Below are 13,864 nucleotides of genomic sequence, written 5' to 3'. Positions count from 1 at the left end.
TTCGAATTCAGGGAGCTTTCTTGTGAATGTCATCGATCTGCGCAGCGACACAGTGACTCTGCCTACGCCGGGCATGCTTGACGCCATGGCGAATGCGCCCGTGGGCGATGATGTGTACGGGGAAGACCCGACGGTCAACCTGCTCGAAGCGACGCTGGCCGAACGCCTCGGGTTTGACGCCGCGCTGTTCGTGCCTTCCGGCACCATGAGCAATCTGCTGGCGCTGATGGCGCTGATGGCGCATTGTGAGCGCGGTGATGAATACATCGTCGGCCAGCAGGCGCACACCTATAAATATGAAGGAGGTGGCGCTGCAGTGCTGGGATCGATCCAGCCACAGCCGCTGGAAGTGCAGGCCGACGGTTCGCTCGACCTTCAGCATGTACTCGACACCATCAAGCCCGATGATTTTCACTTTGCCCGCACACGCTTGCTGGCACTGGAAAACACCATGCAAGGCAAAGTGCTGCCTCAGGCTTATCTGGCCGCCGCGCGCAAACTGACGCGGGATAAGGGCATCGCGCTGCATCTCGACGGTGCCAGGCTGTATAACGCAGTGGTCAAACTGGGCGTCGACGCGCGCGAGATTACCCGGCACTTCGATTCCGTGTCCGTGTGCCTGTCCAAGGGCCTGGGTGCGCCGGTCGGTTCGGTGTTGTGCGGTTCGCAGTCGCTGATCGCCAAGGCGCGCCGCCTGCGCAAAATGCTTGGCGGCGGCATGCGTCAGGCTGGCAGCCTTGCGGCGGCAGGGCTCTACGCGCTGGATCATCAGGTCGAGCGGCTGGCGGACGATCATGCCAACGCAGCATTTCTGGCTGCGGGCCTGAGCGAGCTGGGTTATAGCGTCGAGCCGGTACAGACCAACATGGTCTATGTGCAAGTTGGTGACCGCGCCGCAGCGCTCAGGGCTTTTTGCACCGGGCGTGGCATCGTGCTCACCGCAGCGCCGCGACTGCGCATGGTCACGCACCTGAATGTTTCACGTGCTCAGGCAGAGCAGGTGATCGCAGCATTCGCAGCCTTTGAACACCCATGACATGCCGATAATCCAGTTACTTGTTTCTATCGCACAAACACACTGTACCGAGGGCGCAACGCCTATATAATGCGGCCCTTTGCCGTTGCGACGTCAGTTGACGTCATGCACTAGCCTCTGGCCGCAGTCTCCGTGGAAGAACCTATGAAAAGCGCAGAAATCCGTGAAGCCTTCCTTGGCTTCTTCGAAGAGCAAGGCCACACCCGTGTTGCTTCAAGCTCCTTGATTCCGGGCAATGACCCGACCCTGCTGTTCACCAACGCAGGCATGAACCAGTTCAAGGACTGCTTTTTGGGCCAGGAAAAACGCGCCTACACCCGCGCAGTCACCAGTCAGAAATGCGTGCGCGCCGGTGGCAAGCACAATGACCTGGAAAACGTCGGCTATACCGCTCGTCACCACACTTTTTTCGAAATGCTGGGTAATTTCAGCTTTGGTGACTATTTCAAGCGTGACGCCATTACCTACGCCTGGACCTTCCTGACCTCCGAAAAGTGGCTGAACCTGCCCAAGGAAAAGCTCTGGGTCACGGTCTACGCGACTGACGATGAAGCCTACGATATCTGGACCAAAGACATCGGCGTGCCTGCCGAGCGTATGGTGCGTATCGGCGATAACAAAGGCGCGCCATACGCTTCCGACAACTTCTGGACCATGGGCGACACCGGCCCGTGCGGTCCTTGCAGCGAGATCTTCTTCGATCACGGTCCGGAAATTTGGGGCGGCCCACCGGGTTCGCCGGAAGAAGACGGCGACCGTTACATCGAAATCTGGAACAACGTATTCATGCAGTTCAACCGCACTGCCGATGGTGTGCTTCACCCGCTGCCAGCGCCGTCGGTTGACACCGGCATGGGCCTTGAGCGGGTCAGTGCCGTTCTGCAGCACGTGCATTCCAACTACGAAATCGACCTGTTCCAGAGCCTGCTGGCTGCTTCGGCCAAGGCCATCGGCTGCAGCAACGATAACCAGGCTTCGCTGAAAGTCGTGGCTGACCACATCCGCTCGTGCGGCTTCCTGATCGCTGACGGTGTGCTGCCGTCCAACGAAGGCCGTGGCTACGTGCTGCGCCGCATCATTCGTCGCGCCTGCCGTCACGGCAACAAGCTCGGAGCCAAAGGCAGCTTCTTCTATCAGATCGTGGCCGCGCTGGTTGCCGAGATGGGTTCTGCGTTCCCTGAGCTGGTGCAACAGCAGTCGCACATCGAACGTGTGCTCAAAGGCGAAGAAGAGCAGTTCGCCAAGACCCTTGAGCAGGGGCTGAAAATTCTCGAACAGGACCTGGCGGATCTTCAGGGCACTGTGGTTCCCGGCGAAATCGTGTTCAAACTGTATGACACCTACGGTTTCCCGATGGACCTGACCGGCGACATCGCCCGCGAGCGTAATCTGACCCTGGACGAAGAGGGTTTCGAGCGCGAAATGAACGCCCAGCGCGTGCGCGCCCGTTCGGCCAGCTCGTTCGGCATGGACTACAACAGCCTGGTCAAGGTCGATGTGGCCACGCAGTTCACCGGTTACTCGGCGACCACTGGCAGCGCCACCGTCGTTGCTCTGTATAAAGAAGGCCAGTCGGTTACGCACCTGAACGAAGGCGAGGAGGGCGTTGTGATCCTCGACACCACGCCGTTCTATGCGGAATCCGGTGGCCAGATCGGTGACAGCGGCTTCCTGCTGGCCGGTGACACACGTTTTGACGTCAGCGACACCACCAAGACCGGCGGCGCGTTCCTGCACCACGGCGTGGTCGCCGCTGGCAGCCTGAGCGTGGGTGCCCAGGTGGAAACACAAGTGTCCGATGAAGTGCGCAATGCAACCTCATTGAACCATTCGGCCACTCACTTGCTGCACGCGGCACTGCGCCAAGTGCTGGGCGATCACGTTCAGCAGAAAGGCTCGTTGGTCGACAGTCAGCGTCTGCGCTTTGACTTCAGCCACTTCGAGGCCATCAAGCCTGAGCAGTTGCGTGCGCTGGAAGATATCGTCAACGCCGAAATTCGCAAAAATACGCCGGTGGTCACCGAAGAAACCGACATCGAAACTGCCAAAAAGAAGGGCGCTATGGCGCTGTTTGGCGAGAAGTACGGCGACAGTGTTCGGGTGCTGAGCATGGGCGGCGAGTTTTCCGTCGAGCTGTGCGGTGGTATTCACGCCAGCCGCACCGGTGATATCGCGTTGTTCAAGATCGTCAGTGAAGGCGGCGTCGCTGCCGGCGTGCGCCGCATCGAAGCGGTAACCGGCGCAGCGGCGCTGGCCTGGCTGAATTCGGCCGAAGATCAACTCAAGGAAGCCGCGACGCTGGTCAAAGGCAATCGCGACAACCTGCTGGACAAGCTGACGGCGGTGCTCGAGCGCAATCGTCTGCTGGAAAAACAACTGGAACAGCTGCAAGCCAAGGCAGCCAGTGCTGCCGGCGACGATCTGTCATCGGCCGCGCAGGATGTCAAAGGGGTCAAGGTTCTGGCCACGCGCCTGGATGGCCAGGACGGCAAAGCGCTTCTGGCGCTTGTCGACCAGTTGAAGAACAAGCTCGGCCGCGCAGTGATCCTGCTCGGCAGTGTTCATGAAGATAAGGTTGTCTTGGTCGCAGGCGTGACCAAGGACCTGACTGGCCAACTCAAAGCCGGTGATTTGATGAAGCAGGCGGCCGCCGCAGTCGGTGGTAAAGGCGGTGGTCGTCCTGATATGGCTCAAGGCGGTGGTGTCGATGCAGGTGCACTGGATGCTGCATTGGCACTGACCGTTCCTTTTGTAGAGCAAGGAATCTGAGTCGAGTCCGCCGGGCTGCTGCGATTATCAAGGGCAGCCCGGCGACGGATTCGAATATCAATGGGTGCTCTTAACGGGTTCTGAGGCGGCTTTGAGATGGCTTTAATCGTACAGAAATTTGGCGGCACCTCCGTGGGCTCCGTAGAGCGCATCGAGCAGGTGGCCGACAAGGTCAAGAAATTCCGCGAGGCGGGCGACGATCTGGTGGTCGTGCTGTCGGCCATGAGCGGCGAAACCAATCGTTTGATCGAACTGGCCAGGCAGATCAGTGATCAGCCGGTTCCCCGTGAGCTGGACGTCATTGTCTCCACGGGCGAGCAGGTCACCATCGCGCTGCTGGCGATGGCGCTGATCAAGCGTGGCGTGCCTGCGGTGTCCTACACCGGCAACCAGGTGCGGATCCTCACCGACAGCGCGCACAACAAGGCGCGCATCCTGCAAATCGACGATCAGAAAATCCGCACCGACCTGAAAGCAGGTCGTGTGGTGGTGGTTGCCGGTTTCCAGGGCGTCGACGAGAACGGCAACATCACCACGCTCGGTCGTGGCGGCTCTGATACCACCGGTGTGGCGCTGGCCGCTGCGCTGAAGGCGGACGAGTGCCAGATCTACACCGACGTCGATGGCGTCTACACCACCGATCCGCGTGTCGTGGCGCAGGCTCGGCGGCTGGACAAGATCACCTTTGAAGAGATGCTGGAAATGGCCAGCCTCGGTTCCAAGGTGCTGCAGATCCGGGCGGTCGAGTTCGCCGGCAAATACAACGTCCCGCTGCGCGTTCTGCACAGCTTCAAAGAGGGGCCGGGCACCCTTATTACCATTGATGAAGAGGAAACCATGGAACAGCCGATCATTTCCGGCATCGCTTTCAACCGCGATGAGGCCAAGCTGACCATCCGTGGTGTGCCAGACACCCCCGGTGTGGCGTTCAAGATTCTCGGCCCGATCAGTGCCGCAAACATCGAAGTGGACATGATCGTGCAGAATGTTTCGCACGATAACACCACCGATTTCACCTTCACGATTCACCGCAACGACTACCAGGCGGCCTTGCAGGTGCTGGAGACGACCGCGCGCGAGATCAGCGCCCGTGAAGTGTCCGGCGACACCAAGATTGCCAAGGTATCGATCGTCGGCGTTGGCATGCGCTCTCATGCAGGCGTTGCCAGCCGCATGTTCGAAGCACTGGCCAAGGAGAGCATCAATATCCAGATGATCTCCACATCGGAGATCAAGGTCTCGGTGGTCATCGAGGAGAAGTATCTGGAGTTGGCTGTGCGCGCACTGCACACGGCATTCGAGCTGGATGCTCCTCGGCAGGGTGAATGACCCTGTCGTCTGAAGACGCGGTCTGACCGTGTTTTCTGGATACTGCGCAGAAAGGCTGATGTTTTCTTTGCGTAAGTCGATACATAGGTAATGGCTATGGCGTTTTGCCACTGGCTATTGCCTATAGGTTTTGCAGACTGTTGTCCCTGAATAAAGGCGTAAGGAGAAAAGTATGCTGATTCTGACTCGTCGGTGCGCAGAAAGCCTGATCATCGGTGACGGTGAAATCACCGTCACCGTGCTGGGTGTGAAGGGTAATCAGGTGCGTATTGGTGTCAATGCGCCCAAGGAAGTCGCGGTTCATCGTGAAGAGATTTACCTGCGGATCAAGAAAGAGAAGGACGAAGAACCAAGCCATTAATTTTTATTGAATTTTTGGTTTGCAAACGGGGAAAAGGGTGGTTATTATACGCCCCGTGTTGCGGAGAGCTGGCCGAGTGGCCGAAGGCGCTCCCCTGCTAAGGGAGTACACCTCAAAAGGGTGTCGGGGGTTCGAATCCCCCGTTCTCCGCCATTATTTATGTAGTGCGTCAGATTGGGCTTGTCCTGTAAGTTGTTGAATTTACTAGATAAAGTGCTTGACTAAACAATCTGACGACCTATAATGCGCGGCACCAACACATGCACTCGTAGCTCAGCTGGATAGAGTACTCGGCTACGAACCGAGCGGTCACAGGTTCGAATCCTGTCGAGTGCACCATTTGAAGGTTGATTGAGGCTCAGTAAGCAATTACAGCGTTTCAGACAACTGGCAACAACCAGAGGTGATCTGGTCTAAAAATACCATTGCACTCGTAGCTCAGCTGGATAGAGTACTCGGCTACGAACCGAGCGGTCACAGGTTCGAATCCTGTCGAGTGCACCATACATCGAAAAGCCCACATCGAAAGATGTGGGCTTTTTGCTTTTCTAGCGTTTTCCTTTAACGCATCCGTCTTCATCGAATGTCACGCTGTTGCTGCGGCCTTTTTTCTGCTCGTAGACATAGCGCAATTCGCCGTTGCGATTGCTGATCTTGTCCGGGCGGCCCAGCAGGCTTTCCACATCACGTTTTGTCATGCCTGGCGGGGTACGATGGTTGATGATTGCTGCTCGTCGCTGCTCTGCGCTGAGACGATTGCCGCAGCCGTCGTCGCGTGTGCCGACCACGACCAGTTCTCTGGGCAAGGTTTTTCGCCGTTCGGCCTCTCGGCTATGGGCAGGCGCAGGCGGCAGCAATCCGATGTGCGTTCCGGGCGGAGCGTTGAAAGCTCTTAGCATCTGGGTGCTGTGGCCTTCGGGGCAGCCAAGGGTGGTGAAGGTGACTTTTCCTGCCGCATCCTCGCAACGCTGCACGGTGCTGGCCGCGACGTGAGCAGGCAGGTAGAGCAGGGCGCTGAACAAGGGTAAATGAATGATCAAACGCATGATCGAGTCCTCCATGACGGGGTGTCGTGAGAGCCTAACTGCGGTCTTTTGCGCAGGCGAGCGTGTTTTCTTGGCGGGATGTGACGTCGAACCTTTATCGCTTCATTTAACCTTGCAGCTTTGCGTTGCAAACGATTGTTATAAGCCGAATTTCTCGCGTGCGCTTCGCCCAAAGCGGTGTATCATTGCGCCCGTCAGCCTCGCCGGGGCTTGTGGAAAACCTCCATGGACTTACCCAGTCGTTACTCAATAGTGTTTTTTGACAATCATGACTTAACTGATTGATCTCCCGTCGTGCTCCGCTGCTGGGATTGGAGTTCGCCTATGACCGAAAGAGAAGTAAAAAAAACGCAGGAAAGCTTGCAGGATCGCCTGGCTCAGGTTGTCGATCTGCTGCAGCGCCAGCGTATTGTTGAAGACCTGACTCATCGTCAGGAAGGTCAGCACCAGGATCGGGTCGAAAACCTGGTTCATCGGCAGAACCTCGTCGAATTGCAGCGCAAGCTCGATGACCTCCACTCCGCCGACGTCGCTTACATCCTCGAAGCCCTTCCTCTGGAAGATCGTTTGACGGTCTGGCAGCTGGTCCAGGCTGATCGCGATGGCGACATTCTTCTCGAAGTATCCGATTCCGTTCGTGAAACCCTGATCGCCGACATGGACGATCACGAGTTGCTCGCGGCGGCACGGGACATGGACGCCGACGAACTGGCCGACCTTGCTCCCGAATTGCCCCGCGACGTTGTTCATGAGCTGATGGAAGCGCTGGATTCACAGCAGCGCGAGCGTGTGCGGTCTGCCTTGTCCTACGACGAGGATCAGGTAGGTGCGCTGATGGACTTCGAGATGGTGACGATCCGTGAGGATGTCAGCCTTGAAGTGGTATTGCGCTACCTGCGCCGGCTCAAAGAGCTGCCGGGGCATACCGACAAACTGTTTGTGGTCGATTCTGAAGGCGTGCTCAAGGGCGTGCTGCCCATCAAGCGTCTGCTGGTCAATGACCCGGAGAAGCAGGTTGGCGAAGTCATGGCCAACGATCCGGTCAGCTTCCATCCTGAAGACGACGCTTACGAAGCCGCCCAGGCCTTCGAGCGTTATGACCTCATTTCCACGCCTGTCGTGGACAAGAACGGCAAACTGATCGGTCGCCTGACCATCGATGAAATTGTCGACCTGATTCGTGAGGAAAGCGAAAACGAAGTCCTCAACATGGCTGGTCTGCGCGAAGAGGAAGATATCTTCGCCTCGGTCTGGCGCTCGCTACGTAACCGCTGGGCCTGGCTGGCAGTCAACCTGGTGACAGCGTTTCTGGCATCGCGCGTGATCGGCCTGTTCGAAGGCTCGATCGAGAAGCTGGTGGCGCTCGCCGCACTGATGCCGATCGTTGCGGGCATTGGCGGCAACTCAGGTAACCAGACCATCACCATGATTGTTCGCGCCATGGCGCTGGATCAGGTCAATACCGGCAACACCTCGCGATTGTTGCGTAAAGAGCTGGCGGTAGGGCTGATCAACGGCCTGATCTGGGGTGGGGTGATCGGTGTGGTCGCCTACCTGCTTTATGGTAGTTGGTCGCTGGGTGTGGTGATGACCGCCGCAATGACGCTCAACCTGCTGCTCGCTGCCTTGATGGGGGTTTCCATCCCCATGGTGCTGGCACGCCTGGGGCGCGATCCGGCGATGGGGGCCAGCGTGATGATCACCGCCGTAACAGACAGCGGGGGGTTCTTCATCTTTCTTGGTCTTGCAACGATCTTTCTGCTCTAGGCCTGCAAAGGGCTACACATAAAAAACCGCCTTGACCCAGACTGTGTGAAAACCTAGCAATCTGCGCAGCGCTCAAAGAAAATGCTCCGTATCGAAAGATACAGAGCATTTTTCGTTATGGCCTACATCCAAGGTGAGTCCCGCAGCCAGACCAGCCTATTCCCGGTCTCGCTGGAAGAGTTGATCCCCGAGGATCACCTCGTTCGTGTCATTGACCTGTACGTTGCCAGGCTCGATCTGGTGCAACTGGGCTTCGATAAAGCGATTCCAAAAAGCACGGGGCGCCCTGCTTATGATCCCGCCGATCAGCTAAAACTCTACCTCTACGGCTATTTTCAGCGGATTCGCTCATCGCGACGTCTTGAAGCCGAGTGTCAGCGCAACATCGAAGTGATGTGGCTGATCAACCGGCTCAAGCCCGACTTCAAGACCATCGCCGATTTTCGCAAGAACAATAAACCCGCCTTCATCGCGACCTGCCGTGCTTTCGTTCGGTTTTGTCGCACGGCAGGCTTGATCGCCGGTGAGTTGGTGGCCATCGACGGCAGCAAGTTTCAGGCGGTCGCATCCTCACGGCGTCATGTGAATTTGAAGCAGCTCAAGCGCCAGGAAGAAAAACTGGATAAGCGCATCGCTCAGTATCTGGCCGAGCTGGATGAGGCCGACAAGGCTGAAACCACAGATTCAATTGATCGCAGCGCAATCAAGGTAGCCCTGGCACAGCTTGAGGCTCGACAACAGGATAATCAGAGTTGCCAGGCACTGATGCGTTCGATGGGCATCGAGCAGTTCAACACCCATGAAAGCGATGCCCGAATGATGCGCACGGCCAAAGGGCCACGTGTGGCCTACAACGTGCAAACCGTCGTGGACGCCGAGCATTGCCTGATTTTGCATCATGAGGTCACCCAAGATGGCGATGACCGAAAGCAACTGGAGCCGATGGCCAAGGCCGCCAAAGCAGAGTTACAGCAAGATGATCTGACGGTCACTGCCGATGCCGGCTACTCCAATGGCAAGCAGTTTCAGGCCTGCGAGGATGCTTCGATTACGGCCTATGTACCGCCCAATCGTTCGAAAAACCCTGGCAGTCAGGAAGAGCAGCTCTTTGAGCGAAAAGACTTTATCTATGAGACCGGACACGATCGTTTCCAGTGTCCGGCAGGCAAATGGTTAACGCTAAAACAGCACAACAAAGGTGATCGGATCTATCAGGCTGAGGTCGATGACTGCGCCAACTGCGCGCTGAAAACGCAATGCACTCGAGCCCGGCGCCGTTATGTCTCACGACATGCCCATGAAGAGGCTTTCGAGCGGATGGAGCAAAGAATGCAGGCGCATCCTGAGATGATGGCCAACCGAAGATCCATCGTTGAGCACCCCTTCGGCAACCTCAAGCAATGGCTATTTGGTAATGGCCGTTTCTTGCTGCGACAACTGGAGGGTACAAAAGCTGAAATGGCCTTGGCGGTGAATGCCTATAACCTGAAACGAGCGATTAAAGTGCTCGGTGTGCGCCATCTGATGGCTTTGATGGGCTGAGCGGACATTTTTTTCGTCTGCTGCCAATACAAAAAAAACGCCCCGAACAAGTCGGGGCGTTTGCTTGGGCCTTCATCAGTGTGTTTTCACACAGTCTGTTGACCGGCGGTTTTTTATTGATGAATTAATCTTCATTTTTGTCTCGGTTATCACTGGCTCATAACAGCGTAGAAAACGGACGCAAATAAAAAGGCCAGCTTTCGCTGGCCTTGGTCTTTACCACTAACGTTCAGTCTTCGGAAGCCATTTCCGTGTCGTGAGCAATCAGTGAAACAAGAGCGTTCTGTTGACGATGCGAAAGGTGACGAAAACGTTGCAGCAGCTCGCGCTCGTTCAGAGACAGCTCAGGGCTATCAAGGCGCAGGTTTGGCTCATCGCCAAGTGCACCTTCCTGGATCAGACTCTGCTCAAGACGAGCAATAATCTCCGAGTTCATGCTGCGGTGATGATTTTTGGCTACTTCTTGCACGCGATTACGCATGCCGTCTGGTAGGCGAACGACGAACTTGTCAGCCGTGCGGCTGGAATAGATAGCCTGTTTCATAGGGCTCATATATTTAACCGGTTAGTTCAGGGGAAGCGGTTCTAGCAAGTGGCCGCAAGATTGTGATTCTCAGACAATCGTTTTGGCCAAATGTTCAACCGCGAATCCAAGGGCCGACATAATGCCGTAATCCGTCGAATCCTTGGCGCCAATTCTGTGACAAATATTGACTCAGGTAGAGGCTATTTGCCAGCACCAATGATCAGAAATGCGATCGGCTTTGCAAATAACCCGTTTTTGCTCAGCCACAGACGAAGAACGGCTACCTGACAGGCTTTCGGCTGTCATGGCTATGTGAGTCCAAGTTTAGGCGCTAATTCAACAAGGGCAGGCAGAAGCCGACCAGCGTTATGCTGGCAGGTGAAAAAATAGCTCGCAGGGAGCTGACGAGAGCGGAAACTGACTGGTGGGTCTAGCGGAATATCTGCAAATGACGATTGGGTCTAAGCACGACTCAACGCAAGACCGGATCGAACTTGAAGCGGCGGCCGACGAACAGGGCAACCACAAAAAGGCTGGCGAACAGACCTGCAACGATAGTAGTGACGACGCTCACCGCCTGTGCTTGCGGGGGCAACAGGAAATCGACGACCAAGGCCATGACCGTCAGAACAAGAAATGACAATGCGGTTTTGGACATGGCGACTTTCTTCTCTCAGAGTTTGATAAGGGTCAGGCGAAACGTTCTTAAAAAACCCAGCGTTGCTCGGCACGTGGTGCCTGCAGATCGGCTGCGTCTTCAGTCGCCAGAATAGCCGCGCTTGCGTTACGGTCAGTCATCACTGCAAGCTTTGGCGCGTGACTGATGTGATGCTGCACGGACGTCTGTACGCTCACCTGAGCGCTCTGAGCACCGGAATCCTGAAAATGGAACGCAACCAGAGCCACCAGAGCCGCCGCGTTCAACGCTGTGAGAGTCTTGTTCATTTTCCAGTACCTGTGCCCGACCGTTTGGGATGAGATGTGTTCACTGCTACTGGTAATGCAGTCTGCATGCCAACGATAGATTGTAATAAATACCTTATAAATCAATGAGTTAAATATCATAAAAAACGTGCTGGCAGTGCGTTTTGCAATGATGGCTTTTTGGCGCATTGCAAAATGCATGATGGTTCACCGGTCGGTGTCTTTCAGCGAAATCGGCTACAGCTCTGGAGGGCAATGACAACATGACAAGAGCGGCGCATCTCGCTAAGATGCACGCCGTCCTCGCTGGCACCGATCGGTGTGTCGGCACGCAGTGTCTCAGTAGCTCAATTGGATAGAGCATCCCCCTCCTAAGGGGAAGGTTGCAGGTTCTTATCTGTGGTACGTATTGGGTGCGCAACCCTACACTGCCTTTGCTTTGCGGTGGACCTAACCACTGATAAGCGCAGCCCTAGTGATGCTATGTCCTTTTAGTTCAAGGGATAGAACAGACCCCTTCTAAGGGTTAGATGCTGGTTCGAATCCAGCAAGGGACACCATTTTTGCCTCGCCATCAGCAGAGGACGACCGCTACAGTGAAAGCTCTAGGTTGGAGGCTGTGTCTGATGGGGAGTGTAAGCCGATGATAAATTTGAAAAATGCTTGATAGCTGTGCCTGAAAACCGGAAAATATCCTCCCATGTGCTCTCTTAGTTCAATGGATAGAACAAGCCCCTCCTAAGGGTTAGATGCTGGTTCGACTCCAGCAGAGAGCAATACCCTTCCGGCGAGTGATAGACTTTAGGTGTAGGCCTGTGATTTTTTGCGCTACGGAACCTTCTCTGCCGCCCCTGCCAGGCTAGATCGCCATCGCGAAACGTCCGTTTCCAAAAAAATATCTAGCTGACTCACATCTCAGTAGTTTTCCGTACGCCTTACGGCCTCATACAGATGTTTTTGTCTTGATATGCATGCGCTACGGTAAACGTAAGCGTCCAGCCAGTGCACCTTGCCTAGCCTAGATATGCCCAGCCAGCCGACGACGTTGCGAGCTAACTTACACCGGTCAACGGAATGGGTAATGGAATAAATGCAGGTTGCAGCACGGTGCTTCTCTGCGCCTGCACCCGAATCCATTTTTGGACGAGGTTTAGCGTTAAGGCTATGGCTGAGCGCAGTAAAGTTCGAGGGACACCCTCAAAATACCTTATCGTATGTTTGGGGTCAGGAAACCCTGAGGACGATCCGTTGTAGTAATTGTGGGTGCGCCACTCACTGGGAAGCGATCCTCCCGGGGGCAGGTGCTGGTGTTGGGGTGGATATTAATAATTTCGATCAGGAATTGGTCGGAACAACACCCGTACGCCATTTCGATGGTGCCGATAGCTGGGCATATCTAGACTAGGCAAGGTGCATTGGCTGGACGCTTACCGAAGAAGCAGGCCTCGCACAGATGCACCTCGTACCGTGCACCTTGCAGACGCAACGGGCGAGCGAGATCGCCGAGCTGTTGCCGCATAACTGGAAGTCGATTCAGTCTTTAGAAGACTGAGCGTTCTCGCTAGCCTGTGCATCAACGACTAAAATTTCGGTGAACCCCTCGCTCAAGCGTGGAGGCTGAAGTGCTTTAAAAACGTTTCTAATGGCATTCTCAGGAACCATCTCATCATCAGGGCGCAATTGATTACGTGCCAAACAGTCTTCCAGCGAAGTAGTGAACCAAGTAGCTACCACATCTACCCCATGCTTCTTGGCTGCCTTTATGAGCGATTCACGCTCACAGCGCTGAACCAGGATGGCATCAAAGATTACAGCGCCAGGCTCAACTAAGAGCGTCGATTTGGCCCAAGTGCTTTTTCCTGCACCCTGAGCGCCTATCAACAAATACAGACGAGAAGGCTTTGGAGTCGCTAGCAGAGCCTCTGATAGGGCAAGGTGAGCCCTCTGCCAAGCCAGTCTATTTAGCTCAGCATTAATAATGCGGCCATTCTCCGTCTGTAGAAAATGATCAGGATTGATGTGCATGAAGACGGCCTGCCAGGAAAAATGTGAATGTAGCATTTGAAAGCAGGGCTGGCCGGAAACTGTTTTTTACGCAGGGGTTCGGAAAGGTCAGCCCTAAGCCGTGAAAATCTACGGCTTACACAACAGCATCGAAGGTGTTTTAGCAAGACGCTTACAATTTTACCTCGCGCAACTCAGTTCAGCAGTAAACGTGCGAAGGATATAGCTTGCGCGGGAATCGCCCTAAGGAGACGCTGATTTATTCTAAAACCCAGCTGTTGCCCCCTGATAAATCAAGGCCTCCAGAGCGTTGCAGGGACGAAAAATCGAATAAATCAGCGCCTCCCTAAGCGTTGGGGGCAGGAAGGTGTGTTGGCCGGACGCTTACGAATAATGGGGACGATTATGGTTTACAAATACGATTGCCTTGTCCCGTCGTAACGCGAAAATTTTACGTAACATGCGTAGTGTTACGTAAAAAAATCGAGTTACGGAAAGAGTAAATTCACCAATGTATATGGGGCGGAGAAGCGTGCAGGCTGGATACTGACGATGGGATC

The 13,864-nt window shown here is 55.4% G+C and carries 11 protein-coding genes and 5 tRNA genes; 11 read left to right on the top strand and 5 right to left on the bottom strand.

The genetic code is table 11. From position 1 onward, the window contains the following. The first annotated feature begins 22 nt into the window (after positions 1–22). From ltaE to BLT55_RS13420, 7 genes are all read left to right on the top strand, one after another. Entirely contained in the window at positions 23–1,036 is a 1,014-nt protein-coding gene (gene ltaE, locus BLT55_RS13450; protein WP_055001259.1) for a low-specificity L-threonine aldolase, read from the top strand. Positions 1,037–1,180: 144 nt separating this feature from the next. Beyond that, positions 1,181–3,805 carry an alanine--tRNA ligase gene (gene alaS / locus BLT55_RS13445; RefSeq protein WP_054079652.1) on the top strand — a complete coding sequence of 875 codons (2,625 nt, stop codon included), beginning with the start codon at positions 1,181–1,183 and terminating at the stop codon, positions 3,803–3,805. A 96-nt stretch (positions 3,806–3,901) separates the two neighbouring features. Further along, positions 3,902–5,134: an aspartate kinase gene (locus tag BLT55_RS13440; RefSeq protein ID WP_007251349.1), complete on the top strand. Its 1,233-nt coding sequence runs from the start codon at positions 3,902–3,904 to the stop codon at positions 5,132–5,134. A 172-nt stretch (positions 5,135–5,306) separates the two neighbouring features. Then, complete coding sequence (gene csrA, locus BLT55_RS13435; protein ID WP_002554426.1) at positions 5,307–5,495, top strand: carbon storage regulator CsrA; 189 nt, start codon at positions 5,307–5,309, stop codon at positions 5,493–5,495. Positions 5,496–5,557: 62 nt separating this feature from the next. Further along, positions 5,558–5,648: transfer RNA gene (locus BLT55_RS13430), tRNA-Ser, on the top strand. A gap of 109 nt (positions 5,649–5,757) precedes the next feature. Continuing rightward, positions 5,758–5,834: transfer RNA gene (locus BLT55_RS13425), tRNA-Arg, on the top strand. An 88-nt stretch (positions 5,835–5,922) separates the two neighbouring features. Next, positions 5,923–5,999, top strand: a tRNA-Arg gene (locus tag BLT55_RS13420). 44 nt (positions 6,000–6,043) lie between these two features. Here BLT55_RS13420 and bamE read toward each other — a convergent pair. Further along, positions 6,044–6,541 carry an outer membrane protein assembly factor BamE domain-containing protein gene (gene bamE / locus BLT55_RS13415; RefSeq protein ID WP_055001260.1) on the bottom strand — a complete coding sequence of 166 codons (498 nt, stop codon included), beginning with the start codon at positions 6,539–6,541 and terminating at the stop codon, positions 6,044–6,046. Between the two features lie 324 nt (positions 6,542–6,865). Between bamE and mgtE the strand changes: the two genes are divergently transcribed. Next, the gene (mgtE, locus tag BLT55_RS13410; protein WP_007251347.1) at positions 6,866–8,308 is read left to right on the top strand and encodes a magnesium transporter; all 1,443 of its coding nucleotides are present in this window, start codon (positions 6,866–6,868) and stop codon (positions 8,306–8,308) included. Between the two features lie 117 nt (positions 8,309–8,425). Further along, the gene (locus BLT55_RS13405; RefSeq protein WP_055001182.1) at positions 8,426–9,850 is read left to right on the top strand and encodes an IS1182-like element ISPsy6 family transposase; all 1,425 of its coding nucleotides are present in this window, start codon (positions 8,426–8,428) and stop codon (positions 9,848–9,850) included. A gap of 229 nt (positions 9,851–10,079) precedes the next feature. On the opposite strand, the gene BLT55_RS13400 is transcribed toward BLT55_RS13405, so the two are convergent. The 3 genes from BLT55_RS13400 to BLT55_RS13390 form a co-directional block, all read right to left on the bottom strand. After that, positions 10,080–10,403, bottom strand: a complete 324-nt coding sequence (locus BLT55_RS13400; protein ID WP_055001043.1) for an Arc family DNA-binding protein — start codon at positions 10,401–10,403, stop codon at positions 10,080–10,082. Positions 10,404–10,848: 445 nt separating this feature from the next. Further along, positions 10,849–11,034, bottom strand: coding sequence for a PA3371 family protein (locus BLT55_RS13395; protein WP_055001042.1), 186 nt, complete (start codon positions 11,032–11,034; stop codon positions 10,849–10,851). 47 nt (positions 11,035–11,081) lie between these two features. After that, positions 11,082–11,321 (bottom strand): hypothetical protein, encoded by a 240-nt coding sequence (locus tag BLT55_RS13390; RefSeq protein ID WP_055001044.1) that lies wholly within the window; start codon positions 11,319–11,321, stop codon positions 11,082–11,084. Positions 11,322–11,785: 464 nt separating this feature from the next. Between BLT55_RS13390 and BLT55_RS13380 the strand changes: the two genes are divergently transcribed. Next, positions 11,786–11,860 (top strand) — tRNA-Arg (locus BLT55_RS13380). 144 nt (positions 11,861–12,004) lie between these two features. Continuing rightward, a tRNA-Arg gene (locus tag BLT55_RS13375) sits at positions 12,005–12,076 on the top strand. Between the two features lie 757 nt (positions 12,077–12,833). Here BLT55_RS13375 and BLT55_RS13365 read toward each other — a convergent pair. Continuing rightward, positions 12,834–13,325, bottom strand: a complete 492-nt coding sequence (locus tag BLT55_RS13365) for an AAA family ATPase (protein WP_055001041.1) — start codon at positions 13,323–13,325, stop codon at positions 12,834–12,836. Between the last annotated feature and the right edge of the window lie 539 nt (positions 13,326–13,864).

It is taken from the genome of Pseudomonas cannabina, from assembly GCF_900100365.1.
Classification (GTDB): Bacteria; Pseudomonadota; Gammaproteobacteria; order Pseudomonadales; family Pseudomonadaceae; genus Aquipseudomonas; species Aquipseudomonas cannabina.
This window is presented reverse-complemented; position numbering and strand designations above follow the sequence as displayed.

Coding starts and splice junctions, on each gene's coding strand:
- alaS (WP_054079652.1), top strand. CDS start 1,181: ATGAAAAGCGCAGAAATCCGTGAAGCCTTCCTTGGCTTCTTCGAAGAG.
- BLT55_RS13440 (WP_007251349.1), top strand. CDS start 3,902: ATGGCTTTAATCGTACAGAAATTTGGCGGCACCTCCGTGGGCTCCGTA.
- csrA (WP_002554426.1), top strand. CDS start 5,307: ATGCTGATTCTGACTCGTCGGTGCGCAGAAAGCCTGATCATCGGTGAC.
- bamE (WP_055001260.1), bottom strand. CDS start 6,541: ATGCGTTTGATCATTCATTTACCCTTGTTCAGCGCCCTGCTCTACCTG.
- mgtE (WP_007251347.1), top strand. CDS start 6,866: ATGACCGAAAGAGAAGTAAAAAAAACGCAGGAAAGCTTGCAGGATCGC.
- BLT55_RS13405 (WP_055001182.1), top strand. CDS start 8,426: ATGGCCTACATCCAAGGTGAGTCCCGCAGCCAGACCAGCCTATTCCCG.
- BLT55_RS13400 (WP_055001043.1), bottom strand. CDS start 10,403: ATGAGCCCTATGAAACAGGCTATCTATTCCAGCCGCACGGCTGACAAG.
- BLT55_RS13395 (WP_055001042.1), bottom strand. CDS start 11,034: ATGTCCAAAACCGCATTGTCATTTCTTGTTCTGACGGTCATGGCCTTG.
- BLT55_RS13390 (WP_055001044.1), bottom strand. CDS start 11,321: ATGAACAAGACTCTCACAGCGTTGAACGCGGCGGCTCTGGTGGCTCTG.
- BLT55_RS13365 (WP_055001041.1), bottom strand. CDS start 13,325: ATGCACATCAATCCTGATCATTTTCTACAGACGGAGAATGGCCGCATT.